Source organism: Pseudoduganella sp. UC29_106, from assembly GCF_044055365.1.
Lineage (GTDB): Bacteria > Pseudomonadota > Gammaproteobacteria > Burkholderiales > Burkholderiaceae_D > Rugamonas.
Genome location: NZ_CP171977.1, coordinates 5,228,433 through 5,254,688, shown reverse-complemented (window position 1 = coordinate 5,254,688; position 26,256 = coordinate 5,228,433). Strand labels below are relative to the sequence as shown.

General features: G+C 63.6%; 26 protein-coding genes and 2 pseudogenes. 22 read left to right on the top strand and 6 right to left on the bottom strand.

Going from position 1 to position 26,256, the window contains the following annotated elements:
* Nucleotides 1-6 precede the first annotated feature (6 nt).
* The 13 genes and pseudogenes from leuB to ACHMW6_RS26300 form a co-directional block, all read left to right on the top strand.
* Nucleotides 7-1,072, top strand: a pseudogene (gene leuB / locus ACHMW6_RS26360) (3-isopropylmalate dehydrogenase); the annotation flags it as partial.
* Between the two features lie 144 nt (nucleotides 1,073-1,216).
* Nucleotides 1,217-2,344: an aspartate-semialdehyde dehydrogenase gene (gene asd, locus ACHMW6_RS26355; RefSeq protein WP_395401300.1), complete on the top strand. Its 1,128-nt coding sequence runs from the start codon at nucleotides 1,217-1,219 to the stop codon at nucleotides 2,342-2,344.
* Nucleotides 2,345-2,842: 498 nt separating this feature from the next.
* On the top strand, nucleotides 2,843-5,515 hold the full coding sequence (locus ACHMW6_RS26350; RefSeq protein ID WP_395401298.1) for a FimV/HubP family polar landmark protein: 2,673 nt from the start codon (nucleotides 2,843-2,845) through the stop codon (nucleotides 5,513-5,515).
* A gap of 36 nt (nucleotides 5,516-5,551) precedes the next feature.
* Complete coding sequence (gene truA / locus ACHMW6_RS26345; RefSeq protein ID WP_395401296.1) at nucleotides 5,552-6,355, top strand: tRNA pseudouridine(38-40) synthase TruA; 804 nt, start codon at nucleotides 5,552-5,554, stop codon at nucleotides 6,353-6,355.
* 7 nt (nucleotides 6,356-6,362) lie between these two features.
* Nucleotides 6,363-7,049, top strand: coding sequence for a phosphoribosylanthranilate isomerase (locus ACHMW6_RS26340; RefSeq protein WP_395401294.1), 687 nt, complete (start codon nucleotides 6,363-6,365; stop codon nucleotides 7,047-7,049).
* Nucleotides 7,033-8,274: a tryptophan synthase subunit beta gene (trpB, locus tag ACHMW6_RS26335; protein ID WP_395401292.1), complete on the top strand. Its 1,242-nt coding sequence runs from the start codon at nucleotides 7,033-7,035 to the stop codon at nucleotides 8,272-8,274. The genes ACHMW6_RS26340 and trpB overlap by 17 nt, the downstream gene beginning before the upstream one ends.
* A 15-nt stretch (nucleotides 8,275-8,289) precedes the next feature.
* Complete coding sequence (trpA, locus tag ACHMW6_RS26330; protein WP_395401290.1) at nucleotides 8,290-9,093, top strand: tryptophan synthase subunit alpha; 804 nt, start codon at nucleotides 8,290-8,292, stop codon at nucleotides 9,091-9,093.
* A gap of 88 nt (nucleotides 9,094-9,181) precedes the next feature.
* Nucleotides 9,182-10,054 (top strand): acetyl-CoA carboxylase, carboxyltransferase subunit beta, encoded by an 873-nt coding sequence (gene accD, locus ACHMW6_RS26325; RefSeq protein WP_395401288.1) that lies wholly within the window; start codon nucleotides 9,182-9,184, stop codon nucleotides 10,052-10,054.
* A 106-nt stretch (nucleotides 10,055-10,160) separates the two neighbouring features.
* Complete coding sequence (gene folC / locus ACHMW6_RS26320; RefSeq protein ID WP_395401286.1) at nucleotides 10,161-11,450, top strand: bifunctional tetrahydrofolate synthase/dihydrofolate synthase; 1,290 nt, start codon at nucleotides 10,161-10,163, stop codon at nucleotides 11,448-11,450.
* Between the two features lie 11 nt (nucleotides 11,451-11,461).
* Entirely contained in the window at nucleotides 11,462-12,424 is a 963-nt protein-coding gene (locus ACHMW6_RS26315) for an SPOR domain-containing protein (protein ID WP_395401284.1), read from the top strand.
* A gap of 24 nt (nucleotides 12,425-12,448) precedes the next feature.
* Nucleotides 12,449-12,937 carry a CvpA family protein gene (locus ACHMW6_RS26310; RefSeq protein ID WP_395401282.1) on the top strand — a complete coding sequence of 163 codons (489 nt, stop codon included), beginning with the start codon at nucleotides 12,449-12,451 and terminating at the stop codon, nucleotides 12,935-12,937.
* 39 nt (nucleotides 12,938-12,976) lie between these two features.
* A complete protein-coding gene (gene purF / locus ACHMW6_RS26305; protein WP_395401280.1) occupies nucleotides 12,977-14,500 on the top strand; it encodes an amidophosphoribosyltransferase in 1,524 nt (507 codons plus the stop codon).
* A complete protein-coding gene (locus ACHMW6_RS26300; RefSeq protein ID WP_395401278.1) occupies nucleotides 14,500-15,732 on the top strand; it encodes a cystathionine gamma-synthase family protein in 1,233 nt (410 codons plus the stop codon). Before purF ends, ACHMW6_RS26300 begins: the two co-directional genes overlap by 1 nt.
* A 10-nt stretch (nucleotides 15,733-15,742) precedes the next feature.
* On the opposite strand, the gene ACHMW6_RS26295 is transcribed toward ACHMW6_RS26300, so the two are convergent.
* The 3 genes from ACHMW6_RS26295 to ACHMW6_RS26285 all read right to left on the bottom strand — a co-directional run bounded on the left by ACHMW6_RS26295 (nucleotide 15,743) and on the right by ACHMW6_RS26285 (nucleotide 18,417).
* The gene (locus ACHMW6_RS26295) at nucleotides 15,743-16,366 is read right to left on the bottom strand and encodes a glutathione S-transferase family protein (protein WP_395401276.1); all 624 of its coding nucleotides are present in this window, start codon (nucleotides 16,364-16,366) and stop codon (nucleotides 15,743-15,745) included.
* Nucleotides 16,366-17,067, bottom strand: a complete 702-nt coding sequence (gene lexA, locus ACHMW6_RS26290) for a transcriptional repressor LexA (RefSeq protein WP_395401274.1) — start codon at nucleotides 17,065-17,067, stop codon at nucleotides 16,366-16,368. Before lexA ends, ACHMW6_RS26295 begins: the two co-directional genes overlap by 1 nt.
* A 438-nt stretch (nucleotides 17,068-17,505) precedes the next feature.
* Nucleotides 17,506-18,417, bottom strand: a complete 912-nt coding sequence (locus ACHMW6_RS26285) for a DUF4351 domain-containing protein (RefSeq protein WP_395401272.1) — start codon at nucleotides 18,415-18,417, stop codon at nucleotides 17,506-17,508.
* A 402-nt stretch (nucleotides 18,418-18,819) separates the two neighbouring features.
* Between ACHMW6_RS26285 and rpsF the strand changes: the two genes are divergently transcribed.
* The 9 genes and pseudogenes from rpsF to ACHMW6_RS26240 all read left to right on the top strand — a co-directional run bounded on the left by rpsF (nucleotide 18,820) and on the right by ACHMW6_RS26240 (nucleotide 24,573).
* Nucleotides 18,820-19,200 carry a 30S ribosomal protein S6 gene (rpsF, locus tag ACHMW6_RS26280; RefSeq protein WP_130311009.1) on the top strand — a complete coding sequence of 127 codons (381 nt, stop codon included), beginning with the start codon at nucleotides 18,820-18,822 and terminating at the stop codon, nucleotides 19,198-19,200.
* Between the two features lie 20 nt (nucleotides 19,201-19,220).
* Nucleotides 19,221-19,511, top strand: a complete 291-nt coding sequence (priB, locus tag ACHMW6_RS26275; protein WP_395408717.1) for a primosomal replication protein N — start codon at nucleotides 19,221-19,223, stop codon at nucleotides 19,509-19,511.
* A 32-nt stretch (nucleotides 19,512-19,543) separates the two neighbouring features.
* Nucleotides 19,544-19,834: a 30S ribosomal protein S18 gene (gene rpsR / locus ACHMW6_RS26270; RefSeq protein ID WP_019922639.1), complete on the top strand. Its 291-nt coding sequence runs from the start codon at nucleotides 19,544-19,546 to the stop codon at nucleotides 19,832-19,834.
* A 32-nt stretch (nucleotides 19,835-19,866) separates the two neighbouring features.
* A complete protein-coding gene (gene rplI / locus ACHMW6_RS26265) occupies nucleotides 19,867-20,319 on the top strand; it encodes a 50S ribosomal protein L9 (RefSeq protein WP_395401269.1) in 453 nt (150 codons plus the stop codon).
* 85 nt (nucleotides 20,320-20,404) lie between these two features.
* Nucleotides 20,405-21,802 carry a replicative DNA helicase gene (locus ACHMW6_RS26260; protein WP_395401267.1) on the top strand — a complete coding sequence of 466 codons (1,398 nt, stop codon included), beginning with the start codon at nucleotides 20,405-20,407 and terminating at the stop codon, nucleotides 21,800-21,802.
* A 72-nt stretch (nucleotides 21,803-21,874) separates the two neighbouring features.
* Nucleotides 21,875-22,501 carry a DUF47 domain-containing protein gene (locus ACHMW6_RS26255; protein ID WP_395401265.1) on the top strand — a complete coding sequence of 209 codons (627 nt, stop codon included), beginning with the start codon at nucleotides 21,875-21,877 and terminating at the stop codon, nucleotides 22,499-22,501.
* 13 nt (nucleotides 22,502-22,514) lie between these two features.
* Nucleotides 22,515-23,527: pseudogene (locus tag ACHMW6_RS26250) on the top strand (anion permease).
* Between the two features lie 198 nt (nucleotides 23,528-23,725).
* On the top strand, nucleotides 23,726-24,175 hold the full coding sequence (locus ACHMW6_RS26245) for a helix-turn-helix domain-containing protein (protein WP_395401263.1): 450 nt from the start codon (nucleotides 23,726-23,728) through the stop codon (nucleotides 24,173-24,175).
* Nucleotides 24,163-24,573, top strand: a complete 411-nt coding sequence (locus ACHMW6_RS26240) for a GNAT family N-acetyltransferase (RefSeq protein ID WP_395401261.1) — start codon at nucleotides 24,163-24,165, stop codon at nucleotides 24,571-24,573. Before ACHMW6_RS26245 ends, ACHMW6_RS26240 begins: the two co-directional genes overlap by 13 nt.
* Before the next feature lie 463 nt (nucleotides 24,574-25,036).
* On the opposite strand, the gene ACHMW6_RS26235 is transcribed toward ACHMW6_RS26240, so the two are convergent.
* Genes ACHMW6_RS26235 through ACHMW6_RS26225 form a run of 3 tightly spaced genes read right to left on the bottom strand, consistent with a single transcriptional unit; the run spans nucleotide 25,037 to nucleotide 26,235 of the window.
* A complete protein-coding gene (locus ACHMW6_RS26235) occupies nucleotides 25,037-25,438 on the bottom strand; it encodes a VOC family protein (RefSeq protein ID WP_395401259.1) in 402 nt (133 codons plus the stop codon).
* Nucleotides 25,439-25,441: 3 nt separating this feature from the next.
* Nucleotides 25,442-25,888, bottom strand: coding sequence for a hypothetical protein (locus ACHMW6_RS26230; protein ID WP_395401257.1), 447 nt, complete (start codon nucleotides 25,886-25,888; stop codon nucleotides 25,442-25,444).
* A gap of 38 nt (nucleotides 25,889-25,926) precedes the next feature.
* Nucleotides 25,927-26,235 carry a YciI family protein gene (locus ACHMW6_RS26225; protein ID WP_395401255.1) on the bottom strand — a complete coding sequence of 103 codons (309 nt, stop codon included), beginning with the start codon at nucleotides 26,233-26,235 and terminating at the stop codon, nucleotides 25,927-25,929.
* Between the last annotated feature and the right edge of the window lie 21 nt (nucleotides 26,236-26,256).

Genomic DNA, 26,256 nt, shown 5'->3' with positions numbered 1-26,256 from the left:
AAGAACATGAAAATCGCAATCCTGCCGGGCGATGGCATCGGCCCGGAAATCGTCAGCCAGGCCGTCAAGGTCCTGAATGCGCTGGACGAGAAATTTGAAATGGAAACCGCCCCGGTGGGCGGCGCCGGCTATGAAGCCAGCGGCCACCCGCTGCCGGAAGCCACGCTGAAGCTGGCCAAGGAAGCCGACGCCGTGCTGTTCGGCGCGGTTGGCGACTGGAAGTACGACTCGCTGGACCGTCCGCTGCGCCCTGAGCAGGCCATTCTCGGCCTGCGCAAGAACCTGGGCCTGTTCGGCAACCTGCGCCCGGCCATCCTGTACCCCGGAACTGGCGGGCGCCTCGACGCTGAAGCCGGAAGTGGTATCGGGCCTGGACATCCTGATCGTGCGCGAACTGACCGGCGACATCTACTTCGGCCAGCCGCGCGGCGTGCGCGAATGCCCGGACGGTCCCTTCAAGGGCCAGCGCGAAGGCTTCGACACCATGCGCTATGCGGAAGGCGAAATCCGCCGCATCGCCCACGTGGCTTTCCAGGCGGCGCAAAAGCGCGGCAAGCGCCTGACTTCGGTGGACAAGGCCAATGTGCTGGAAACCTTCCAGTTCTGGAAGGACATCGTGACCGATGTGCACAAGGAATATCCCGATGTGGCGCTGGACCATATGTACGTGGACAACGCCGCCATGCAGCTGGTGCGCGCGCCGAAGAAATTCGACGTGATCGTGACCGGCAATATGTTCGGCGACATCCTGTCCGACGCGGCGGCGATGCTGACCGGCTCGATCGGCATGCTGCCATCGGCCTCGCTGGACGCGAACAACAAGGGCCTGTACGAACCTTCGCACGGCTCGGCTCCCGATATCGCGGGCAAAGGCGTTGCCAACCCGCTGGCCACGATCCTGTCGGCCGCCATGATGCTGCGCTATTCGCTGGACCGCGCGCAACAGGCCGACCGCATCGAGAACGCCGTCAAGAAGGTGCTGGCGCAGGGCCTGCGCACGCCGGATATTTATGAGGACGGCACGACCAAGGTCGGTACGGAGCAGATGGGCGACGCCGTCGTGGCGGCGCTCTCGAGAAAACCCGGGGCAGAAGCTGGTGGCAGCCACGGCGTGGCAGCCACCCGGCACGCGGCCCGGAACAGGTGGCTGCCACAGCGTGGCCGCCACCAGGGTCTGCCTGGGTTTTAAATGAATTCACATCCTAAGGAAAGCAAAATGAAACTCGTAGGTCTGGTTGGTTGGCGCGGCATGGTCGGTTCGGTCCTGATGCAGCGCATGCAGGAAGAGGGCGATTTCGCCCATATCGAGCCGGTTTTCTTCACCACTTCGAACACCGGCGGCGCCGCTCCGGCGATGGCGAAGAATGAAACCACGCTGAAGGACGCCACCAACATCGACGAACTGAAACGCTGCGAGATCATCATCTCCTGCCAGGGCGGCGACTACACCTCGGCCGTGTTCCCGAAGCTGCGCGCAGCGGGCTGGAACGGCTACTGGATCGATGCCGCATCGACCCTGCGCATGGAAAAGGATGCCGTGATCGTGCTCGATCCGATCAACCTGAACGTGATCAAGGATGCGATGACCAAGGGCGTGAAGAACTTCGTCGGCGGTAACTGCACCGTGTCCTGCATGCTGATGGGCCTGGGCGGCCTGTTCAAGCAGGATCTGGTGGAGTGGATGACGTCCATGACTTACCAGGCGGCATCGGGCGGCGGCGCGCAGCACATGCGCGAGCTGCTGACCCAGTTCGGCACCATCAACAGCTCCGTCAAGGCGCTGCTGGACAACCCGGCCTCCGCCATCCTGGAAATCGACCGCCAGGTGCTGGCAACCCAGCACGGCCTGTCCGCCGAAGAAACCAAGCAGTTCGGCGTGCCGCTGGCCGGCAACCTGATCCCGTGGATCGACAAGGACCTGGGCAACGGCCAGTCGAAGGAAGAGTGGAAGGGCGGCGCCGAGACCAACAAGATCCTGGGCCGCGGCGAAGGTTTCGGTTCGGCCGCGATCCCGGTCGACGGCCTGTGCGTGCGTATCGGTGCGATGCGCTGCCACAGCCAGGCGCTGACCATCAAGCTGAAGAAAGACGTGCCGCTGGACGAGATCAACGACATCATCGCCAAGGACAACCAGTGGGTGAAGTTCGTGCCGAATACGCGCGAAGCGTCGATGAAGGACCTGACCCCGGCCGCCGTTACCGGCAGCCTGACCATTCCGGTCGGCCGCGTGCGCAAAATGTCGATGGGCGGCGAATATCTGTCGGCATTTACCGTCGGCGACCAACTGCTGTGGGGCGCTGCGGAACCACTGCGCCGCATGCTGCGTATCGTCCTCGATAAATAATAAGGCGATAACAGCTGGTGATTAATAAATAAGATAAGTAATATTTTCTAAAGGCCGGATTTCAAAGGGAAATCTGGCCTTTTTCTTTGAATCAAAGATTATTTTCGGCATAGAGGAAACAGAATAAGCTTTCATAGAGGGAGAACGCTTGCATGCCCCGAGGCATGATGTTATGTTGGGCACCTCTGGGAAAGTGACTATTTTCCACTGTTAACCATTTTCGTCGCCCAACTATGCCAGTTCAAAAGACTTCCAAGGTCGCTTCATTCGCGTTGAAAACCCTGACCAGCGCTGTTCTCAGCAGCGTGGTTCTAATGACACCCACGGCATATGCTGCCGGACTTGGCAAGCTTACTGTGCTGTCCTCACTGGGCCAGCCGCTGCGGGCGGAAATTGAACTGACCTCCGTCACGGCGGAAGAGGCGTCGGAGCTGGTGGCCAAGCTGGCCTCGCCGGACGCCTTCCGCGCCGCCAATATCGATTTCAATCCCACCCCTGATGGGCCTGCGCTTCGAAGTGGAAGCGCGCGGCGCCCGCCAGTTCATCCGCGTCTCCTCGTCGCAGCCGATCAACGAGCCCTTCGTGGACATGCTGCTGGAGCTGACCTGGACCAACGGCCGCCTGGTGCGCGAATACACCTTCCTGCTCGACCCGGCCGATATGCGCTCGGCCAATGCGCCGCAAGTGGCGGCGCCGGTCGAGAACCGCGCCGCCCAGGGCGCCGCGCCGCGCGCCGCTGCGCCTGCGCCGGCAGCGCCTGCGCCCGCAGCGCGCGCCGCCGCTGCGCCGGTCGAATCCGCCGCACGCCCGTCACGTCCGGCCAGCCCTTCGGGCAATGCAGGCACGACGACCGAATACGAAGTGAAGCGCGGCGACACGCTGGGCAAGATCGCCGGCCGCATGAAGCCGGGCGATATCTCGCTGGACATGATGCTGGTCGCGCTGTACCGCGCCAATCCGGAAGCTTTCAGCGGCAACAATATGAACCGCCTGAAGTCGGGCACCATCCTCTCCGTGCCGGATGCGGACGCGGTGCGTTCCTCCGCCGGCTCGCAGGGCGACGCCCACGGCGTGGTGGTGGCCCATGCGGCCGACTTCAACGCCTACCGCGCCAAGCTGGCCGGCCAGGTGGCGTCCAGCACGGCCGCCAAGGCGCCGGAACAGCAGCAGAGCGCTGCGGGCAAGATCACGGCCCGCGTGGAAGAGCACCCGACCGCCGTCACCGAATCGAAGGACCAGCTGAAACTGTCCAAGGCGGGCGAAGCTGCGGGCAAGGCCGGCCAGACGGCCGCCGTGGAAGACAAGATCGCCAAGCAGCGCGCGGCCGACGATGCCGCCGCCCGCGTGAAGGAACTGGAAAAGAACGTCGGCGACCTGGAAAAGCTGATGGCCGTGAAGAACAAGGCCGCCGCTGAAGCCCAGAACAAGGCCTCCGTGCCCGAGCTGGATGTAACCGGCAAGACGGTGACGCCGCCGGCCGGTGCGACGGCCGCCAACGCGCCGGCCGTCGCCAAGCCGGAGACCCCGGCGCCGGCCAAGCCGAAGAAGCCGGTCGTCACCCCGCCGCCGGCGCCGGTGCAGGAGCCGGGCATCGTCGACTTCATCATGGACAACCTGCAGATCGTCGGCGTGGCCGTGGCCGCGCTGCTGGGCGGCGCCGCCCTGGTGCTGGCGCGCCGCCGCAAGCAGCAGGAACTGGCGATACCGAAGACCGAAAGCAGCCTGCTGGGCGACCCTGGCACCACCGCTGCGCCGATGTTCGCCGAAACCGGCGGCCAGAGCGTCGATACCAGCAACAGTGTGTTCAATTCCAACTTCGCCCCGTCGGCCAGCCAGCTCGACACGAACGAAGTCGACCCGGTCGCTGAAGCGGATGTCTACATCGCCTATGGCCGCGACGCCCAGGCGGAAGAGATCCTGAAGGAAGCCCTGCGCAACAATCCGGAACGCCACGTAGTGCGCCTGAAGCTGATGGAAATCTACGCCAGCCGCAAGGACACGCGCGCCTTCGAAACCCAGGCCAGCGAAATGTATGCGATGACCAAGGGCCAGGGCGACGAGTGGGCGCAAGCCACCGCGCTGGGCCAGAGCATCGATGCCGATAATCCGCTGTACGCAAGCGCTGCGCAGCCGGCCGCTTCCGGCTTCGGCATGGCCGCCGCCGGCGCTGCCGTCGGCGCGGGTGCGGTAGCGGGAACCAGCGAAGACGTGAACGATTTCGCTTCGCTGTTCGCCGACGCCACCCAGCGCAATCCGGCCACCGCCGAAGAGCCGAGCCTGGACCTGGACCTGAGCCAGGAAGCCGTGGCGCCGACCGCGGCTGCCGACAGCAATGTGATGGACTTCGACCTGGACCGCGACGCCACCGCGCTGCCGTCCCTGGGCGACATGGCCCGCGAGGAAGAAGCGAAGCAGGCCGCCAAGGCCGATACCAACACCCTCGACTTCGACCTCGGCGGCCTGAGCTTCGAGCCGAGCACCCCGGCCGCGGAAGCCGCACCGGCCGCCGAACCGGTGCAGGCGTCCAACGACGTGCCTGACCTGGCCTTCGACCTGGACTTCGACGCCGCTCCGGCCAAGGCCGCTGCTGCCGACACCGACCTGACCGCCGTGCCTGAACTGGCGCCGCTGCCGGAGGCCGAGCCGGTGGCTGCCGCCGCCGCACCGTCGCTGGCGGACGACCTGGGCATGGACTTCAACCTCGACCTGCCGGGCGAAGTGAAGCCCGCCGCCGAAGCCGAAGCCAAGGCGGTTGACGCCGACCCGCTGGCCGGCCTGGACCTGATGGACTTCACGCTGCCGGGCAGCCCGGCGCCTGCCGTGCCGGCCGATGAAACCCCGCTGAGCGCGTCCGACTTTGCACCGGCCGATTTCGATCTGCCGGACACGGAACCGGCGCTGGCCCCTGCCGCACCGGCACTTGCCGAAGCCGCTCCGGAATTCGACCTGTCCGGCATCGACCTGGACCTGGGCACCGAACTGGTGAAGCCGCAAGCCGAGGTGGAAATGTCGGCCCTGCACATGGAGATGGACACCAAGCTGGACCTGGCCATCGCCTACCAGGAGATCGGCGACAAGGAAGGCGCCCGCGAACTGCTGGATGAAGTGATCCGCGGCGGCAGCGACGAGCAGATCGCCCGTGCCTCGACGATGCGCGCCCAGCTGGGCTAAACGTTATAATCCCCGCTCGCAGAACGGGGATATCAATTGAAACGCATCGCATTAGGGGTCCAGTACAACGGAGCCGACTGGCTCGGCTACCAGATCCAGCCGCACGGCCAGACCGTGCAGAACAAGCTGGAAGAGGCCATCGAGAAGTTCGCCTGCGTCCGCGTCGGCACCATCTGTGCCGGCCGCACCGACGCCGGCGTGCACGCCATGGGCCAGGTGGTCCACTTCGACACGGACCTGACGCGCGAACCGCATGCCTGGGTGCGCGGTATCAACGCCTTCCTGCCGGACTCCATCGGCGTGCGCTGGGCGAAATACCTGCCGGACGCGCCGACGCAGGAAGATGAATTCCACGCCCGCTTCAGCGCCCGTTCCCGCACTTACCACTACCTGCTGTTCAATCACCAGGTGCGATCGCCCCTGCTGGCGGGCCGCGCCGGCTTCACTCACCGTCCGCTGGACGTGGAGCGCATGCGCGAAGCGGTCAAGCCGCTGATCGGCACCCACGACTTCACCGCCTTCCGCGCCTCCATGTGCCAGGCGAAGACGCCGGTGAAGGAAATGTACGAGATCGACATCGAGCGTCACGGCGACATGATCCTGTTCACCTTGCGCGCCAACGCCTTCCTGCACCATATGGTGCGCAACCTGGTCGGCTCGCTGATCTATGTCGGCCAGGGCCGCGAGGAGACGGACTGGCTCGGCCGCCTGCTGGAAGGCCGCGATCGCACCGTTGCCGCGCCGACCTTCATGCCGGATGGCCTGTATCTGGCGAAGATCGAGTACGATCCCAAATGGGGCCTGCCGTACGAAGAGCCCCGCATCCTGCCTGCCTTCTGAGGAATCTATGCGCACCCGCATCAAAATCTGCGGCCTGACCCGTGAAGAAGACGTTCAAGCGGCGGTAGCCGCCGGCACCGACGCGGTCGGCTTCGTGTTCTACCCCAAGAGCCCGCGCTATGTGACCCCGCAGCGCGCCGCCGAGCTGATTGCGCTGCTGCCGCCCTTCGTCACCGCGACTGGCCTCTTTGTCAACGCCAGCGCCGAGGAGGTGGCCGCAACGGTGGCCGTGGCGCCCGTGTCGCTCCTGCAATTCCACGGTGACGAAACGGCCGAACAATGCGCGCAGGCGGCGCAAGCGGCCAACCGCGCCTTCATGCGCGCCTTCCGCGTGAAACCGGACACCACGCCAGCCGAGCTGTTAGAATACGAGGCATTATGCCGCGCATCCAGCAGGCTGTTCTCGGGCCTCTTGCTCGACACTTATGTGGATGCCTATGGCGGCGCAGGAAAGGTATTCGATTGGTCTCTCATTCCAAAAGATCTCGCGCATCGGGCCGTTTTGAGTGGTGGCTTGAGCGTTGCAAACGTGACTGGCGCGGTTGCCAGCGTTCGCCCTTACGCGGTTGACGTCAGTAGTGGCGTCGAGCGCGCCAAGGGCATCAAGGACGCCCGCCTGATCGCGGACTTCATCCGCGGTGTGCGGGCAGCCGATGCCACTATTGAAAGATCGCACAATGAAAACCCCTGTTGACACGCCACCGGCGCACCTGTTCCACGCCACCAGCTATCACCTGCCGGATGCCACCGGCCACTTCGGCCCCTACGGCGGCTCCTTCGTCGCCGAAACCCTGAGCTACGCGCTGTCCGAGCTGCGCGAAGCCTACGCCAAATACAGCAAGGACGAGATCTTCCTCGAAGAGTTCCGCTACGAGCTGAAACACTTCGTCGGCCGTCCCTCGCCGATCTACCACGCCAAGCGCTGGTCCGAAATTGCGGGCGGCGCCCAGATTTTCCTGAAGCGCGAAGACCTGAACCACACGGGCGCGCACAAGATCAATAACGTGATCGGCCAGGCCCTGCTGGCCAAGCGCATGGGCAAGAAGCGCATCATCGCTGAAACGGGCGCGGGCCAGCACGGCGTGGCTACCGCCACCATCTGCGCGCGCTTCGGTCTCGAATGCGTGGTGTATATGGGCAGCGAAGACGTGAAGCGCCAGGCGCAGAACGTGTACCGCATGAAACTGCTCGGCGCCACCGTGGTGCCGGTGGAATCCGGTTCGAAGACCCTGAAGGACGCGCTGAACGAAGCGATGCGCGACTGGGTCACCAATATCGAAAACACTTTCTACATCATCGGCACCGTGGCCGGGCCGCACCCGTACCCGATGCTGGTGCGCGATTTCCAGTCCGTGATCGGCGAGGAATGCCTGGTGCAGATGCCGGAAATGACCGGCCGCCAGCCGGACTATGTGGTCGCCTGCATCGGCGGCGGCTCCAATGCCATGGGCATCTTCTATCCCTATATCGACCAGGCCAATACGCGCCTGATCGGCGTGGAAGCAGCAGGGGAGGGGCTGGATACCGGCCATCATGCCGCCTCGCTGACCAAGGGCTATCCGGGTGTCCTGCACGGCAACCGCACCTACCTGCTGCAGGACGATAACGGCCAGATCATCGAAACGCACTCTGTGTCCGCGGGCCTGGATTATCCGGGCGTAGGGCCCGAGCACTCCTACCTGAAGGATTCCGGCCGCGCCGAGTATGTGTCCATCACCGATGAGGAGGCGCTGCAGGCCTTCCACGACTGCTGCCATATCGAAGGCATCATTCCGGCGCTGGAATCCTCGCACGCCATCGCTTATGCGGTGAAGCTGGCGGCCACCCTGCCCAAGGATAAGATCATCCTGGCCAACCTGTCGGGTCGCGGCGACAAGGATATGCACACCGTCGCCCAGCGCGCCGGCCTGCAGTTCTGAAGGGAGGCTGAGAACATGTCCCGTATTCCAGCCACTTTCGCCCAGCTGAAAGAACAGAACCGCAAAGCCCTCGTCACCTTCATCACCGCCGGCGACCCCGGTCCCGAGCAGACCGTGCCCCTGATGCACGCCCTGGTCGAGGGCGGCGCCGACATCATCGAACTGGGCGTGCCCTTCTCGGACCCGATGGCCGAAGGCCCCGTGATCCAGCGCGCTTGTGAGCGTGCGTTGGCCAAGGGCGTGGGCATCCGCGACTGCTTCGAATTCGTGCGCGAATTCCGCAAGACCAACAGCCACACGCCCGTCGTCCTGATGGGCTATGCCAACCCGATCGAGCGCATCGGCGCGGAAGGCTTCATCGACGCCAGCCGCAGCGCGGGTGCGGACGGCGCCATCGTGGTCGACTATCCGCCGGAAGAGTGCGAAGAGTTCGCCGGCAAGATGCGCGCGGCCGGGCTGGACCTGATCTTCCTGCTGGCGCCCACCTCGACCGAGCAGCGCGTGCAGCAAGTGGCGCGCGTGGGCGGCGGTTTCAGCTACTATGTCTCGCTGAAAGGCGTAACGGGCGCAGGCCATATCGATACCGCCGAGGTAGCCCAGCGTATCGCCGCCATCCGCAAGCATGTGCAGTTGCCGATCGGCGTCGGCTTCGGCATCCGCGACGGCGCCACCGCCAGGGCGGTGGCCGAAGTGGCGGACGCGGTGGTGATCGGCAGCCGCATCATCCAGGAAATCGAGGCCAATGCCGCGGCGGAAGCGTCAAACGCCGTACGATCGTTCGTTTCGGGCATCCGTGCGGCGCTTGACGGAAAAGCTTGATTTTAAAGCAATATTCTGCCCGTTTTGTTCGACAGGGCGGGCAGAAACGGCTACACTGCCGGCCTGAGTTAGTGCATGAGGAGAAATTATGAGCTGGTTGGAAAAATTGCTGCCCCCGCGCATCCAGCGCTCGGACGCTGCCGCTCGCAAGACCATGCCCGAAGGCCTGTGGGTCAAGTGCCCATCCTGCGAGGCGGTTCTGTACCGTACCGATCTGGAGTCGAATCTCCACGTCTGCCCGAAGTGCGACCACCATATGCGTATCCGCGCCCGCGAGCGCCTGGACGCACTGCTGGACGCCGGCGGCCGTTATGAAATCGGCCAGGACACCCTGCCGGTCGATACCCTGAAGTTCAAGGACAGCAAGAAGTACCCCGATCGCCTGAAGCAGGCGATGGAAGCCACCGGCGAAACCGATGCGCTGATCGCCATGGGCGGCTCGATCATGAGCCTGCCGGTTGTCGTGGCCTGCTTCGAATTCGAATTCATGGGCGGCTCCATGGGTTCCGTCGTCGGCGAGCGTTTCGCCCGCGCGGCCCAGGTGGCGCTGGAACAGAAAGTGCCGTTCATTTGCATTACCGCCACCGGCGGTGCGCGCATGCAGGAAGGCCTGCTGTCGCTGATGCAGATGGCGAAAACCACCGCGATGCTGACCAAGCTGGCGGAGAAGAAGCTGCCCTTCATTTCCGTACTGACCGACCCGACCATGGGCGGCGTGTCCGCATCGTTCGCCTTCATGGGCGACGTGGTGATGGCCGAGCCGAAAGCCCTGATCGGCTTTGCCGGCCCGCGCGTGATCGAGAATACCGTGCGCGAGAAGCTGCCGGAAGGCTTCCAGCGCGCCGAGTTCCTGGTGCAGAAGGGCGCCGTCGACATGATCGTTGACCGTCGCAAGATGCGCGAAGAAATCGCGCGCCTGCTGGCTTTGCTGCAGAATCAGGCTGTCGAAGTGCTGGCCTGATACACTGGTGTGCATGCACGGCGGATCAATGATCCGCCCTACGCTTTGCGGCGTATCCTGGGCGCGGGCCATTGGTCCGCGCTGAGTCGTTTCCCTCCCGATGTCTATGTCCGCTCTCCCGAATACCCTTCCTGAATGGCTTGCGTTGCTGGAATCGCGCCATGCCGAAACCGTCATCAATATGGGCCTGGACCGCGTGCGCGCGGTGAAGGAACGCATGCAGCTGGCGTTCAAATGCCCGGTCATCATGGTGGCGGGCACCAACGGCAAGGGTTCCACCTGCGCCATGCTGGAATCCATCCTGCTGCGCGCGGGCTACAAGGTGGGCCTGTACATCAAGCCGCACTTCCTGGACTTCAACGAGCGCGCGCGCATTAACGGCGACATGGCCAGCAACGAAGCGCTGGTGGACGCGTTCAATGCGGTGGAAGCGGCGCGCGGCGATATTTCGCTGACCTATTTTGAATTCACCACACTGGCCATCATGCACCTGATGGCTCATGCGGGGCTGGATGTGGCCATCCTGGAAGTGGGCCTGGGCGGCCGCCTGGATGCGGTCAACGTCATCGATGCCGACGTGTCGATCGTGACCAGCGTGGATATCGACCACGTCGACTACCTGGGCGGCACGCGCGAGCTGATCGGCTTCGAGAAGGCCGGCATTTTCCGCACCGGCAAGGCTGCCATCTGCAGCGACCCGATGCCGCCGCAGTCGCTGATCGACCACGCGCGCGAGATCGACGCCGACCTGTGGCTGATGGGCCGCGACTTCAATTATTCGGGTGACAAGCAGCAGTGGAACTATGGCGGCCGCTCCCAGCGCCGCAATGCGCTGGCTTATCCGAGCCTGCGCGGCGCCAACCAGCTGCTGAACGCGTCCGCCGCGCTGGCTGCGCTGGAAGCGCTCAAGCTCGAATTGCCGGTGGGCGCGCAGGACGTGCGTCACGGCCTGGTGACGGTGGAACTGCCGGGCCGCTTCCAGGTGCTGCCGGGCCGTCCGACCGTGATCTACGATGTCGCGCACAACCCGCACGCCGCATCCGCACTGGGCCAGAACCTCGGCAATATGGGCTTCCACCCCTATACCTTCGCCGTTTTCGGCTCCATGCACGACAAGGATATCGATGGCGTGATCAAGGCCATGGCCGGCCAGGTCGACCACTGGTGCCTGACCGACCTGCCGTCGCCGCGCGCCGCCTCCGCATCGGAGCTAGCGGCCAAAGTGCAGGCGATCGAGCCCGAAATGCATGAAAAAACCGTCAATATTTTCGCCGACCCGGGCGCGGCATTCGCAAATGCGATGAGCCGGGCAGGGGAGAATGATAGAATTGTGGTCTTTGGATCATTCCTTACCGTTGCCGGTATCATGGCAGCGAAAAAATCCTCACTCCACTGATTAATTCACGCATGGGCTTGTTCTCTTCTTTCAGTAAAAACAAGCAGGAAGCCTCTGGCGAAGACAGCGGCTACTACCGCGCACAGGACGACAAGGCCGCGACCGAGCGGGCCAAATCCAAGCGCGCATCCAATGCCGGCGGCGGCGCCACGCGCAGCCGCGCCAAGGAAGATCCCGTGCTGCCGGAGAAAAAGCGCGCACGCCGCCGCCTCGTCGGCGCCATCGCGCTGGCCCTGGCCGTTGCCGTGGGCTTGCCCATGGTGCTCGATTCCGAGCCCAAGCCGCTTGCTTCGGACATCGCTATCCAGATCCCCTCGAAAGACAAGCCGCAAGAGCCGCTGAGCGCTGCACCGGCGCCGTCCGCCGTCGCCAGCGCGCCAGCACCGGCAGCCGTGGCCGAAGCGCCCGCGCCGAAGCAGCCCGCTCCCACGCCGGTTACTGCGCCGGCCGTCGCGGCCGTCAAGGCGCCTGCTGCTCACACCCCGTCGTCCACGCTGGACAAGGGCGAAGAATTCGTTGAAGTGCCGAAGACGCCAAAAGCGGCCGATACGCACATCGCCAAGGCTGCCGAGCACAAGCCGGAGCCGAAGAAGCCGGACGCAAAGGAAACGAAGCCCGAGCCGAAGCAGGAACACAAGCCTGAACCCAAGGCGGAACCGAAGAAGCCGGAACCCGCCAAGGCCGCGCCGCAGAACGACGAGGCGCGCGCCCTGGCTCTGCTGGAAGGCAAACCTGCCGAATCGGCAAGCAAATTTGTGATCCAGGTCGGCGCATTCGCGACCCAGGACAAGGTGGATGAAGTGCAGGGCAAGCTGAAATCGGCCGGCATCAAGTCCTATGTGCAGAAAGTCTCCACCGCATCGGGAGAGCGCACCCGCGTCAGGCTGGGTCCATTCTCCAGCAAGGAAGAAGCGGACAAGGCCCGCGCCAAACTGGGCAAGATTGGCCTGGACGGCAGCGTCATTCCCGCCTGATTTGACTGAACGGACCGGCAAGACGTGACGATTTTCGACTACATCGTGATCTTCGTGCTGGCCGCATCCATCATCATCGGGCTGATACGCGGGCTGGTGAAAGAACTGCTGGCGCTGGCCAGCTGGATTGTCGCCTTCATCACCGCCAACGCCTATGCGGCCGACCTGGCGCAGATGCTGCCCTCGGCGGTGCCGGGCGAGCCGCTGCGCCTGATCCTTGCCTTTATCGCATTGTTTATCGGCGTGCGCCTGCTGATGGGATTACTGGGCATGGCGATCGACGCCGTGATCGAAGCCGGCGGACTGACGCTGGCCGACCGCGGCCTCGGTGCGCTGTTCGGCATTGGCCGGGGCATTGTGTTTGTGCTGGCCGGCGTCATATTGTGCGGTATGACCTCGATTCCGAAGCAGGACTTCTGGACGCAATCGCTGTTGAGTCCTTGGGCGGAATCCGGCGTGCGCACCGTCAAACCATTCCTGCCCGCTGCGCTGGCGCAGCACGTGCATTTTTAGAATTCTTTAAATCCGCAATACCAAGTTTAGGAGCACACCATGTGTGGCATCGTCGGCGTCGTTTCCCACCAACCTGTCAACCAATTGCTGTATGACGCGCTGCTGCTTCTGCAGCACCGCGGACAGGATGCGGCAGGCATTGCGACCAACCAGAGCAACACCTTCTCCATGCACAAGGCGAATGGCCTGGTGCGCGACGTTTTCCGTACCCGCAATATGCGTTCGCTGATGGGTAACTCGGGCATCGGCCATTGCCGCTACCCGACCGCCGGCTCGTCCAGCGAAGAGGAAGCGCAGCCGTTCTACGTCAACGCGCCGTTCGGCATCACGCTGGCCCACAACGGCAACCTGACCAACTGGGAACAGCTCAAGGAAGAGATGTTCAAGAACGACCGCCGCCACATCAACACGGACTCGGATTCCGAAGTGCTGCTGAACGTGCTGGCCCACGAGATTACGCGCTTCTCCACCGGCTTCACGCTGGAACCGGCGACCCTGTTCAAGGCCGTGCGCGAAGTGAACCGCCGCGTGCGCGGCGGCTACGCGGCTGTGGCCCAGATCGCAGGCGTGGGCATGCTGGCCTTCCGCGATCCGAACGGCATCCGTCCCCTGTGCCTGGGCGAGAATGAAACCCCGCAGGGCAAGGAATACCTGATCGCCTCCGAATCCGTGGCGCTGGAGGGCATGGGCTTCCGCTTCGTGCGCGACGTGCAGCCGGGCGAAGCGATCTTCATCGACATGGACAACAAGCTGCATGCCGAGATCTGCGCCGATTCGCCGGCCCTGAACCCTTGCGTGTTCGAATACGTGTACCTGGCCCGTCCGGACTCCGTGATCGACGGTGCTTCCGTGTACAACACGCGCCTGAAGATGGGCGAATACCTGGCCGACAAGATCAAGCGCGAAGGCCTGGCCGACGACGTGGATGTGGTGATGCCGATTCCGGATTCGTCCCGTCCTGCCGCCATCCAGCTGGCCATGCGCCTGGGCGTGGATTACCGCGAAGGCTTCATCAAGAACCGCTACATCGGCCGCACTTTCATCATGCCGGGCCAGGGCCTGCGCAGGAAATCGGTGCGCCAGAAGCTGAACGCGATCGGCGACGAGTTCAAGGACAAGGTCGTGCTGCTGGTGGACGACTCCATCGTGCGCGGCACCACCTCGCGCGAAATCGTGCAGATGGCGCGCGAAGCGGGCGCCAAGAAAGTGATCTTCGCTTCGGCTGCGCCGCCGGTGCTGTACCCGAACGTGTACGGCATCGACATGCCGACCCGCGACGAACTGATCGCCCATGGCCGCACGCTGCAGGAAATCTGCGAAGAGATCACCGCCGACGCGCTGGTCTACCAGGACCTGGAAGACCTGAAGCGTTCGATCTCGGACGTGAATCCGGCGCTGACTCAGTTCGAAGCATCCTGCTTCGACGGCAAGTACATCACCGGCGACGTGTCGCCCGAGTACCTGGACCGCCTGGAACAGTCGCGCAACAGCCCCAAGGCAGCCAAGGCCGAAGATGCCGCGCGTACCCAGCTGAACCTGAACACCGCGAACACGGAATCGTAATGAAAAACTACGGCTTCACCACCACCATCCTGCACAACGACCGCCAGAAAGGCATCGAGCACGGCTCGCTGCACAAGCCTATCCACACCTCGGTCACCTTCGGCTATGCGGACGCGCGCCAGCTGGCGTCCGTCTTCCAGGGCAAGGAGCCGGGCTTCCGCTACGGCCGCCAGGGCAATCCGACCGTGTCCGCACTGGAGGACAAGGTCAACAAGATGGAAGGCGGCGTGGGCACGATCTGCTTCGCGACCGGCATGGGCGCCATCGGCGCCGTGTTCCAGGCGCTGCTGCGTGCCGGCGACCATGTGGTGTCGTCGTCTTTCCTGTTCGGGAATACCAACTCGCTGTGGCAGACCGTGGCGGGGCAGGGCGTGGGCGTGGACTTCGTGGACGCGACCGACGTGGCCAATGTGGCCGCGGTGCTGAAGCCGGAAACGCGCGTGGTCTTCGTTGAAACGATCGCCAACCCGCGCACCCAGGTGGCGGACCTGAAACGCATCGGCGAGCTGTGCGCCGAGCGCGGCATCCTCTACATCGTGGACAATACGATGACTTCGCCCTACCTGTTCCAGCCGAAATCGGTGGGCGCGGGCCTGGTGGTGAATGCGCTGACCAAGTCCATCGGCGGCCACGGCAACGCGCTGGGCGGCGCGCTGACCGATACCGGCGCCTACGACTGGACCAGGTTCGCCAACATCTTCGACAACTACAAGAAGAACCCGTCCCATATGTGGGGCCTGGTGCAGATCCGCGCCAAGGGCTTGCGCGATTTCGGCGCATCGCTCGGTCCGGAAGCGGCCCACCATATCGCCGTCGGCGCCGAAACGCTGGCGCTGCGCATGGAGCGCACCTGCGCCAATGCGCGCGCGCTGGCCGGGATGCTGGCTGCCGACGAGCGCGTGGCCGCCGTCTACTATCCGGGGCTGAAGTCGCACCCGCAGCACGGCATCTCCACGGAGCTGTTCAAGGATTACGGTTCGCTGCTGTCGTTTGAGCTGAAGGAGGGCATCGACTGCTTCGATTACCTGAACCGCCTGAAGCTGGCTATCGCGACCTCGAATCTGGGCGACACGCGCACGCTGGTGATTCCCGTGTCGCACACCATCTTCTTCGAGATGGGCCCCGAGCGCCGCGCATCGATGGGCATTGCCGACTCGCTGATCCGCGTATCGGTCGGCATCGAAGACACCGCCGACCTCCTCGACGACTTCCGCTCCGCCCTAGACGCCTGACCCCGGTTTATTACCAGGGATCGGCGCCGGGCATGTGGTAGGGGTGGCGCCAGCCGGGGAGGGCGGCGATGCGGTCCAGCCAGGCCTGGACGCGCGGCGGGTATTCGACGCTGGCCTGCTCGGGCCAGTACAGGTAGCCGCAGATCGAGCAGTCGGCGATGCTGGGCGTATCGTCCAGCAGGAATTGGCGGCCGTCGGATAGTTCTTCGTCCAGGCGCACGATGTCGGCATCGAAGCGCTTGCGGAACCAGGGCAGCACGGTGCCGGCGTAGGCGCCTTCGTCGTCGAACTTCTGGCCGTAGCGCAGGTGCGCCATCGAAAAGCCGATGCGGTTCGCTTCCCAGAACAGCCATTCGCGGCAGCGCTCAAGACGTTCCTTCGTTTCCCCGCCCCAGTCTTGCAGGTGCTCGGCCAAATGCAAAAGGATGGCGTTCGACTGTACATAGGGCTTGCCGTCGTGGACCAGCAGCGGCACTTCGCAGTAGCGCGCCAGGCTGCGGAAGGGCTCCGGGCGATCGGCGCGCGCCAGGCGCAGGTCGATTTCCTCGTACCCGTGCGGCACGCCGGCCAGTTCCAGCAGCAGCTTGACCTTGTAGCTGTGGCCCGACTCGCAATTCCCGAACAGCTGGATCATCAGTGCCAGGTCCTCATCAGCCCGACGGCCAGGCCTTCCAGGGCGAAGTCGTCTTCCGGCGTGACGGTGATGACCTTGAAGTCCGGATTCTCAGGCAGCAGTTCGACGGTGGAGCCGGTCTTGCGGTAGCGCTTCACGGTGACTTCGCTGCCGATGCGCGCGACCACGATCTGGCCGTTGCGGGCGCTGTCCGCCTTTTTCACGGCCAGCAGGTCGCCGTCCATGATGCCGATGTCGCGCATCGATTCGCCGCGCACTTTCAGCAGGAAGTCCGGCTTGGCGGAAAACAGGTTGGGGTCCACGTTGTAGGTCGTCTCCAGGTTTTCCTGGGCCAGGATAGGCGAACCCGCAGCCACGCGGCCTATCAGCGGCAATTGCATCAGCATGCCGGCGGTGATCTGCGGCAGTTCGTCGTCGCCCGTTGCGGCTGCGCGACGGGAGCTGCCCTGGCTGGACATGCTGCCTGCGCCCGACGCCGGCGCGCCGAAGTTGCCGGTCAGGCGGATACCGCGCGAGGTGCCGGCGGTGATTTCGATGGCGCCCTTGCGCTGCAGGGCTTTCAGATGTTCTTCGGCCGCATTGGCGGACTTGAAGCCCAGCTCGGCGGCGATTTCAGCGCGGGTCGGCGGGAAGCCGGTGTTGTCGATTGCGTCCCTGATCAGATTGAGAATTTGTTCCTGGCGTGCTGTGAGCTTGATCATGGTACGTGTGCTGTGGATATAGACAGTCTGTATTTTTGTACAGTGTGGAACGAATTGCAAGCAAAATTGTTGCAACTCGAGAAAAATTTGGGTGAAATGTTGAAATGACAATTTACGGAGGCCGGGATGGGACGCTACGCTTTCTTGCTTGCTGCAGGTATCGCTTTGTTCGGCGCGCTGATTCATCTGCTCGCGCCGCTGCTTGGGGCGGAGTGGTATGCCTTCCTGCAGGCGCCGGCATCCGTTGTCGCTTCTGCCCGCCGCGGCACCGCGCTCGCGCCGGCGGGCACGGTCGGGATTGGCGTAGCGATGCTCGTGTGCGGCCTGTATGCGCTCGCCGGCGCCGGCTGGCTGCGCTGGCTGCCGTTCGCGCCGCAGGCGCAGGGGACCATCGCCGCCGTCTGCCTGCTGCGCGGCCTGCTGATCGTGCCCTACTGGCTAAAGTTTCCCGTGACTGCCTTTGACGTCACGGCTTCGGCGGTGTGGGTGGCTTGCGGCCTTGGTTTCCTGGCCGGCATCCTGTGGCGCCGGCCTGCCGAACAGCTCGCCGAGGCTTCCAGCCTCCAGCAGGGCGAGGCTCCAGGCGTCTAGCTGCTGCTGGCTCGCGGCGGCGACTCGCTCATACGTTTCGGTCGGCAGGTGGCCAAAACGGTGTGCCAGCATCCCCAGCAACATCCGCCGCTGGCCCTCGACGCGTCCCTCGAATGTGCCTTCGACCCAACCTTCGGCGCGGCCTTCGACGCGCCCTTCAACGCGCCCTTCAACGATGCCGATGGCCAGCCCTTCGGCGTGGCCCTCGCGGCGGGCCTCGCTTTTCCAGTAATTGATTAAAGAGTTTTCGAATGGCATTTGACGCCTCCTGATGTGATCAGTGCATTGCTGGAAAATAGTCGCCTGCAGCGGTGGCGGCAGGCGCATGAGCCAGTCGATCAGCCGGTACAGCTCCAGCGTGCGGTCCAGCGGCCAGTTGCGGGCAAACAGCTTTTCCACCAATTCCGATTTGAGTGCGAAACGGCGCTCGGAGTTCCGTCGGGTTTGTTGCGTGTACAGGTGAGCTGCGGCGATGAGGGCGACGGGATTGGCGCTGGCGGTCAGGGCCGGGATGTCGTTGCGGTAGTCGAGCAGCTTGACTGCCGGGAAGCTTGTAGCGACGTGGTATCCGAGTTGGTCGTAACTGAAGCTGGAGGGGCGCCAGGTGGGGCTGGGGTCTGTCAGCAAGGCGAGGCTCGATACCGGCGCATGTAGGGCATCGCGCAGGCGGGAGTTGTAAGTGAACATGCGTTCGGCAAAGGCTGCGTCGCGGCGGCACTGGATTTCGATGTGGAAATGGAGTGACGCCGGCGCGGGCACTGGCTTGGCCGTCTCCGGCCGCGGTCGCGGCAGGGGTGGGCTGGCGTCGCGTCGCGCGGACGAGCTTGTCTGCCCGCCAGGCACGGTGCGCGGCATCCAGGGCGGCGGACTGGAGTTCCTGGTCAAGAAAGCAATATTCGGCAGACCAGTCCACGGCCGCGTGGATGGCGGGGAAGAACAGTGCCAGGAAGTCGGGCAGCCAGCCGGTGACGGTTTGCTTCCATGGAGAGTCGTAGTCGTCCATGCGGCAAGCATGGCAGCCTTGCGGCCGAGGCAGCTTGAGCTGAAGCAGGGAGGTGCTTGAGCTCGCGCCGGAAAAGTGCTATATTTGCGGGCTTACCTCTTCCCACACCTGTCTTGACGCCAGGGTGGGCTATTTTCACAGTCCTTAAGGGAGTTTACATGCGTCACTACGAAATCGTATTTATCGTCCATCCGGACCAAAGCGAGCAAGTGCCCGCGATGATCGAACGTTACAAGACCAGCGTGACCTCGCGCGGCGGTAACGTGCACCGCGTGGAAGATTGGGGCCGCCGTCAAATGGCGTACTCGATCCAGAAACTGGCCAAGGCACACTACATCTGCATGAACATCGAGTGCGACAACGAGACCCTGGTCGAACTGGAAACCGCATTCAAATTCAATGATGCCGTGCTGCGTCACCTGACCGTCAAGATGAAGAAAGCGGAAACCGCTCCTTCGCCGATGATGAAGTCGGTACAGCGTGAAGACGCGGCCAAGAGCCATCGCGCCGAAGCACCAGCAGCGCCTGCAGCGGCCTAAGTACTGATCAGGAAGAAGGTCTGAACCAGCTCCGGGTTATTGCCCTCATTACCGAACGGGACAGCGTCCGCTACACCCCGGCCGGTCTGCCGATTGTGAATGCAGTACTGCAGCACAGTTCGCAGCAAATGGAGGCAGGCATTGCCAGGCTGGCCGAATTCGAGATTCCCGCGATTGCCGCGGGCGATATTTCGAAGCGGTTCAGTGAGGCGACCCTCGGCGGCATCTATGAGTTCACTGGATTCCTGGCCAAGAAAAACCGCAATAGCAGAACCCTGGTATTTCACATCATTGATTTTCGTACCGTCTAGCGCGGTGCAATTTTTAGATACAGGAGCCTAAAATGGCATTCGGTAAAAAGTTCGACAAAAACAAGCTCAAGCTGAAAGAAAAGCGCAAGCAGCAAAACCCTCTGTTCAAGCGCAAGAAGTTCTGCCGCTTCACCGCCGCTGGCGTTGAGCAAGTGGACTACAAGGACGTGGACACCCTGAAGGATTTCGTCCAGGAAAACGGCAAGATCATGCCAGCACGCCTGACCGGCACCAAGGCGCACTACCAGCGCCAAGTTGACACCGCCATCAAGCGCGCCCGCTACCTGGCCCTGCTGCCGTACACCGATCTGCACCACGCTTAATTCGCGTCAGATCAGAGATCCTGGAGAAAAATATGCAAATCATTCTGTTGGAAAAAGTTGTTAACGTCGGCAACCTGGGCGACGTGGTGAAGGTCAAGGACGGTTACGCACGTAACTTCCTGATCCCGCAAAAGCTGGCTCGCCGTGCGACCCAGGCTGCTGTGGCTGAATTCGAAGCCAAGCGCGCTGAACTGGAAAAAGCTGCTGCCGCCAAGCTGGCTGCTGCTCAAGGCCAGGGCGAAAAGCTGAACGGCATGACCGTGACCGTGTCCCAGAAAGCTGGCGTGGATGGCCGTCTGTTCGGTTCCGTGACCAACTTCGACATCGCTGAAGCCCTGACCAAGGCTGGCTTCGCTGTGGAAAAAGCTGCCGTGCGCATGCCGACCGGCCCGCTGAAGACCGTTGGCGAGTTCCCGGTTGCCGTTTCCCTGCACACCGACGTGCTGGTGGAAGTGACCGTTGCTGTAGTGGGCGAAGCTGCTTAAGCTGTTGTCACCTGCATAAGAGAAGCCGGGCGCAAGCCCGGCTTTTTTGTTGCTCGTCGTTTCCCCGTACCTTTAAGCAGGTATAATGCGCGCCATGAATTCAGCACCCGCCGACCCGCAAGTCGATTCCATCCGCATCCCGCCGCACTCCATCGAGGCAGAGCAATCTGTCATCGGCGGCCTGCTGCGCGACAACGCGGCATGGGACCGTATTGCGGACTTCATGCGCGCGGAAGATTTCTACCGCTACGACCACCGCATCATCTTCGAGCAGATGGTCCGCCTGATCAACTCGGGCAAGCCGGCCGACGTGATCACCGTGTTCGAATCGCTGACCACGCTGGGCAAGGCGGAAGAGGTGGGCGGCATGGCCTACCTGAACGCGATGGCGCAGAACACGCCGTCCGCTGCCAATATCCGCCGCTACGCCGAGATCGTGCGCGACCGCGGCGTGCTGCGCAAGCTGATCACCGTGGCCGACGAAGTGTCCGGCAAGGCCTTCAATCCGCAGGGCGCGGAAGTCAAGCAGATCCTGGACGAAGCCGAGGCGAAGATCTTCGCCATCGCCGAACAGGGCGCGCGCGGCGCCGCCGGCTGGCTGCCGGTGCAGCCGCTGCTGACCCAGGTGGTCGAGCGTATCGACGAACTGTACTCGCGCGATTCCGGCTCTGAAATTACCGGCGTGCCGACTGGCTGGACTGACCTCGACAAGATGACCTCCGGCCTGCAACCGGGCGACATGGTCGTGGTGGCCGGCCGTCCTTCCATGGGCAAGACCGCCTTCTCGATGAATATCGCCGAGAACGTGGCCGTGGAAGCGGGCCTGCCGGTGGCCGTGTTCTCGATGGAGATGGGCGGCGTGCAGCTGGCCATGCGTATGCTGGGTTCCGTGGGCCTGCTGGATCAGCACCGCCTGCGTACCGGCAAGCTGATCGACGAGGACTGGCCGCGCCTGACGCACGCCATCCAAAAGATGAACGACGCCCAGGTGTTCATCGATGAAACCCCGGCGCTGAACCCGATCGAGATGCGCGCACGTGCGCGCCGCCTGGCCCGCCAATGTGGCAAGCTGGGCCTGATCGTGGTCGACTACCTGCAGCTGATGCAGGGCAGCCAGCCGGGCGACAACCGTTCCGCCGAAATTTCGGAAATTTCGCGATCCCTGAAGGGCCTGGCTAAAGAGCTGCATTGCCCCGTCATTGCCCTGTCCCAGCTGAACCGATCGCTGGAACAACGCCCCAATAAACGTCCCGTGATGTCCGACCTGCGCGAATCCGGCGCTATCGAGCAGGACGCGGACGTCATCATTTTCCTGTATCGCGACGAAGTCTATAACCCGGACTCGCCGGATAAAGGCACCGCCGAAATCATTATCGGCAAACAGCGTAACGGTCCGATCGGCGCGGTGCGCCTGACCTGGATCGGCGCGTACACCAAGTTTGGCAATTACACCGGTAACCTGTCGATCTACCAGGGCGACTGAGTTACCACGGGGCTGCTGCTGTTGGTTGTTGCTGCGGCGGCGGCCCGAATGAATCACTAACGGAGAAAAATAATGTTTGGACGTTTGATGCCCTCGGAGGGCAAGTTCTTTGACTTGTTCAACCAGCACGCGGAACTGTGCGTGAAGGGCGCCAAAGAAATGGTCGGCCTGATGACCAACTTCGACGATCTGGAAAATCGCGTGCATGCGATCGAAAGCATCGAAAAGCAGGCAGACAAGATCACCTACACCACGGTGGACCTGCTGCACAAGACCTTCATCACGCCCCTGGACCGTGACGACATCCATAAGCTGATCACCCGCATGGACGACATCCTGGACCTGATGGAAGATGCTGGTCAGACCGTGTCGCTGTACGACCTGCATTCGGTGACCCCGGAAGCCAAGCGCCTGGCCGAACTGGTGCTGGCCTGCACCGAGAAGGTCAAGGATGCCGTGGCCCTGCTGTCGAATATGGACAATGCGCGCCAGATCGTGACCATCTGCGAAGAGATCGACCGCCTGGAGTCGGACGCCGACCACGTGATGCGCGCCGCGATGTCCAAGCTGTTCCGCGATGAACCGGACGTGCGCAACCTGATCAAGATGAAAGCCATTTACGAAATCCTGGAGACCGTGACCGACCGTTGCGAAGATGTAGCCAACATCATCGAAGGCATCATCGTCGAAAACGCATAAGAAAAAGAAATCCATGCACACTCTACAAATCAGCATCTACGCCCTGGGTCTGTTGATTTTCCTGGCGTTGGTGTTTGACTTCATGAATGGCTTCCATGATGCAGCGAATGCAATTGCGACGGTGGTGTCCACCGGCGTGCTGAAAACCGCAGACTGCCGTCGCCATGGCCGCCTTCTTCAACTTCGTTGCGATTTTCGTGGTCGGCCTCAAGGTGGCGACCACGATCGGCAAGGGCACCATCGACCCGGCCGTGGTCGACCATTATGTGATCTTCGGCGCCCTGTGCGGCGCCATCGTGTGGAACGTGATCACCTGGTATTACGGCATTCCATCGTCGTCCTCGCATGCGCTGATCGGCGGCCTGGTGGGTTCGGCCGTCGCCAAGTCCGGCACCGGCGCGCTGATCTCCGGAGGCCTGATCAAGACCGTGACCTTCATCGTCGTGGCGCCGCTGCTGGGCTTTGTGCTGGGCTCCTTCATCATGCTGATCGTGTCCTGGGTGTTCGTGAAGACGCCGCCGCGCAAGGTCGACGGCTGGTTCCGCCGCCTGCAGCTGGCTTCCGCGGCCGGTTACTCGCTGGGCCACGGCGGCAACGATGCGCAGAAAACCATGGGCATCATCTGGATGCTGCTGATTGCTTCCGGCCACGTGGCGGCGGGCGACGCGGCGCCTCCGGTGTGGGTCATCGTGTCCTGCTACGGCGCGATCTCCTTCGGCACGCTGTTCGGCGGCTGGCGCATCGTCAAGACCATGGGCCAGCGCATCACCAAGCTGAAGCCCGTCGGCGGCTTCTGCGCGGAGACCGGCGGCGCGATCACGCTGCTGATGGCGTCCTTCTGGGGCGTGCCTGTCTCCACTACCCCACACCATCACCGGCGCCATCGTCGGCGTGGGCTCGGCGCAGAAGATGTCGGCCGTGCGCTGGGGCGTGGCGGGCAATATCGTCTGGGCCTGGATCTTCACCATTCCGGCGTCGGCCTTCGTGGCGGCGATCGCGTGGTGGATCGGCACGCACATCATGTGATTTGCGCTGCGGCGCGATGAAAGGGGGCCTGCGGCCCCCTTTTTTCGTCCTTGCGAATTTCTCAGATGTGAGATAAATTCTCTCATATGGGAAATTCATTTGAAGACAGATTGATCCAGCGCCTGGCGGCGCTGCGCGAAGAGCGCGGCATGTCGCTGGAAGAATTCGGCGGCGGCCAGCGGCATCAGCCGCGCCACCTTGTCGCGCCTGGAGCGCGGCGAATCGAGTCCGACGGCGGCGCTGCTGGGCAAGCTGTGCGCGGTGTACGGCATGCCGATGTCGCGCCTGATTGCGGAAGTGGAAGTGCAGCCGGCGCAGCTGATCCGCCATGAGGAGCAGCCGACCTGGCACGATCCGGAAACCGGCTTCCTGCGCCGCATGGTGTCGCCGCCGGCGCGCGGCTACGCAGTGGAGCTGATCGAGGGACGGCTGCCGGCGCATGCGGTGATCGATTATCCGCAGCCGCCGGTGCGCGGGCTGGAGCAGCATTTGTGGATGCTGTCCGGCGAGCTCGATTACACGCTGGACGGTGTCGTCTACCGCCTGCGCAAGGGCGATATGCTGCGCTTCAATTTGTACGGCGCCACGCGCTTTTCCTGTCCCGGCCCGCATGGGGCCCATTACCTGATAGCGATATGCGAACCATAAGTGAACTGGATGCGGCGGGCCTGCGCTCGCACGCCGATGAACTGGCCGATGTGCTGCGTGACTGCGTGCTGCATGGCGCGAGCGTGGGCTTCGAGCTGCCTTGTCCTCGCGAAGAAGTCCGGGCCTTCTGGCTTGGCCTGGTTGGCTCGGTTGAGCGTGGCGAACGGCGGCTTCTTGTCGTGCGCGATGACGCCGGCGTTGTTTGCGGCACGGTGCAGCTGGTGCTGGGCGGCATGCCGAATGGACGGCACCGCGCGGAGATCTCGAAGATGCTGGTGCATTCGCGCGTGCGCAGGCAGGGGATTGCGCAGTCGCTGATGCTGCATGCCGAAGCCATTGCGCGCGCGGAGGGGCGGACGCTGATCGTGCTGGATACCTGTACCGGGTATGGCGCGTAGGTGATGTACCGCAAGCTGGGCTACCAGGAATGTGGCGTGATTCCCGAGTACGCGACCATGCCGGATGGGACGCTGGGTTCGACCACGTTCATGTACAAGCTGCTGCGGCCCGCATAAACGGCGGATCAATGATCCGCCCTACGCCGCCCGACGGATCACAGTTTGGCCCCTCGCGGCGGCACGACGGATTCCGGTTTGGACCACGGCGGCACGACGGATCGCGATTTGGTCCCGCGGCGACACGACGGATCCCGGTTTGGCCCCGCGGCGGCACGATGGGTCATGGTTCGGCCCGTGCGGCGCGACGGGATATGAAGTGCCCCCCCGGCGGCACGACGGACCATGGTTTGGCCCGCGGCGGCGCGACGGGTCATGGTTTGGCCCGCGGCGGCGCGACGGGTCATGGTTTGGCCCGCGGCCGTCGACGGATGACGGTCAGGCCCCGAAGGGGCTGTAGGGCGGATCATTGATCCGCCGGGGCGTCGTGGTGGCAGACGCAGAGTTTGTTGCCGTCTGGGTCGCGGAAGTAGGCGCCGTAGTAGTTGGCGTGATATTCGGGCCGCAAGCCGGGCGGCCCTTCGCACGAGCCTCCATGCGCCAGCGCCGCTGCATAGGCGGCGTCGACCGCCGCGCGCGATGGCGCCAGCAGCGCCACCATCTGCCCATTGCCGCAGCCGGCAGGACCGCCGTCGAACGGCCGCCCGATGAGGAAGAGGGGACGTCCGCCGCCAACAGGCTGCCACCCTGCCCACGGACGCGCATCGTCGCGGAAGCGCGGCACATTGCCCAGCGCCGCCATCACGGCCGCGTGAAAGCGGAAAGCGCGCTCGAAATCGTCCACCCCAAGAAAGACGTGCGAAATCATAAGCTAGCCCGCCGCGTTGACGATGCGCGCCGCCGTGCGCGTGCGCCAGCTGCGGCGCAGGAAGAAGAGACCTGCGGCCACGCCCACCGCGCCGAACAGCATGACCGGCACCGCTTCATGTCCACCCGCCGCGGTGAGCATGAAGTTGGCGCCCACGCCGCACATGAACAGGGACACCGCCGCGCTGAACCACCAGTTCTCGGCATGGCTCGCGCCCGTCGTGTAATTCCTGTGCGCCAGCGCCTTGAACACGCCGTTGCGCGATGCGCCAACCACCAGCAACTGGTCGCCCTCATTGATGCCGATTGCTTTGGAAGTCTGCATCTCCACGGCTTGCCCGTTAATGCGGAACAGCGCGATATGGACGGTACTTGTTGGTTGTTCGTTGCCGGGCGAGACGACACTGGCGGTGTGGCGCACCCCGGTGGCCACTCCCTGAAGCTGTTCCATGATGACTAAGAATTAAATACTATTAGCCTTATGGTAACTCATCGCGCGGTTTTCGTGGGCGGCAGATTCCCCGCCAGGTAAGCGGTGACGGGACGGATATCAAAGCTCGCGCCTTCGAAATGCAGGGCGCGCGCGATGCTGGCCGCCTCATCGTCGTTGCCGCAATCGACCACGTAAAGCCCCAGCAGATCATCATCCGCCTTGCCGGCTTCGAAACGCATCACAGGCCCGAGCCGGCCTTCGCGCGCAAGGCGCTCGCGCAGCGCGGCATGGCGATCCAGCACTGCCGCCTGCTGTTCCTCCGTCCACCCGGCGACGGAGCCATAGATCAGGAGTGAATAGAGCATGACACCTCCTTGGTTGACGCT

Bases quoted from the DNA above. Each gene is read 5' to 3' on its own strand.
- rpsR (WP_019922639.1), top strand. From the start codon at position 19,544: ATGGCATTCGGTAAAAAGTTCGACAAAAACAAGCTCAAGCTGAAAGAA.
- ACHMW6_RS26225 (WP_395401255.1), bottom strand. From the start codon at position 26,235: ATGCTCTATTCACTCCTGATCTATGGCTCCGTCGCCGGGTGGACGGAG.
- ACHMW6_RS26230 (WP_395401257.1), bottom strand. From the start codon at position 25,888: ATGGAACAGCTTCAGGGAGTGGCCACCGGGGTGCGCCACACCGCCAGT.
- ACHMW6_RS26350 (WP_395401298.1), top strand. From the start codon at position 2,843: ATGGGCCTGCGCTTCGAAGTGGAAGCGCGCGGCGCCCGCCAGTTCATC.
- ACHMW6_RS26300 (WP_395401278.1), top strand. From the start codon at position 14,500: ATGAAAAACTACGGCTTCACCACCACCATCCTGCACAACGACCGCCAG.
- ACHMW6_RS26255 (WP_395401265.1), top strand. From the start codon at position 21,875: ATGTTTGGACGTTTGATGCCCTCGGAGGGCAAGTTCTTTGACTTGTTC.
- accD (WP_395401288.1), top strand. From the start codon at position 9,182: ATGAGCTGGTTGGAAAAATTGCTGCCCCCGCGCATCCAGCGCTCGGAC.
- rplI (WP_395401269.1), top strand. From the start codon at position 19,867: ATGCAAATCATTCTGTTGGAAAAAGTTGTTAACGTCGGCAACCTGGGC.
- ACHMW6_RS26315 (WP_395401284.1), top strand. From the start codon at position 11,462: ATGGGCTTGTTCTCTTCTTTCAGTAAAAACAAGCAGGAAGCCTCTGGC.
- rpsF (WP_130311009.1), top strand. From the start codon at position 18,820: ATGCGTCACTACGAAATCGTATTTATCGTCCATCCGGACCAAAGCGAG.
- folC (WP_395401286.1), top strand. From the start codon at position 10,161: ATGTCCGCTCTCCCGAATACCCTTCCTGAATGGCTTGCGTTGCTGGAA.
- lexA (WP_395401274.1), bottom strand. From the start codon at position 17,067: ATGATCAAGCTCACAGCACGCCAGGAACAAATTCTCAATCTGATCAGG.
- ACHMW6_RS26235 (WP_395401259.1), bottom strand. From the start codon at position 25,438: ATGATTTCGCACGTCTTTCTTGGGGTGGACGATTTCGAGCGCGCTTTC.
- ACHMW6_RS26260 (WP_395401267.1), top strand. From the start codon at position 20,405: ATGCGCGCCATGAATTCAGCACCCGCCGACCCGCAAGTCGATTCCATC.
- ACHMW6_RS26295 (WP_395401276.1), bottom strand. From the start codon at position 16,366: ATGATCCAGCTGTTCGGGAATTGCGAGTCGGGCCACAGCTACAAGGTC.
- ACHMW6_RS26240 (WP_395401261.1), top strand. From the start codon at position 24,163: ATGCGAACCATAAGTGAACTGGATGCGGCGGGCCTGCGCTCGCACGCC.
- trpA (WP_395401290.1), top strand. From the start codon at position 8,290: ATGTCCCGTATTCCAGCCACTTTCGCCCAGCTGAAAGAACAGAACCGC.
- purF (WP_395401280.1), top strand. From the start codon at position 12,977: ATGTGTGGCATCGTCGGCGTCGTTTCCCACCAACCTGTCAACCAATTG.
- asd (WP_395401300.1), top strand. From the start codon at position 1,217: ATGAAACTCGTAGGTCTGGTTGGTTGGCGCGGCATGGTCGGTTCGGTC.
- ACHMW6_RS26340 (WP_395401294.1), top strand. From the start codon at position 6,363: ATGCGCACCCGCATCAAAATCTGCGGCCTGACCCGTGAAGAAGACGTT.
- trpB (WP_395401292.1), top strand. From the start codon at position 7,033: ATGAAAACCCCTGTTGACACGCCACCGGCGCACCTGTTCCACGCCACC.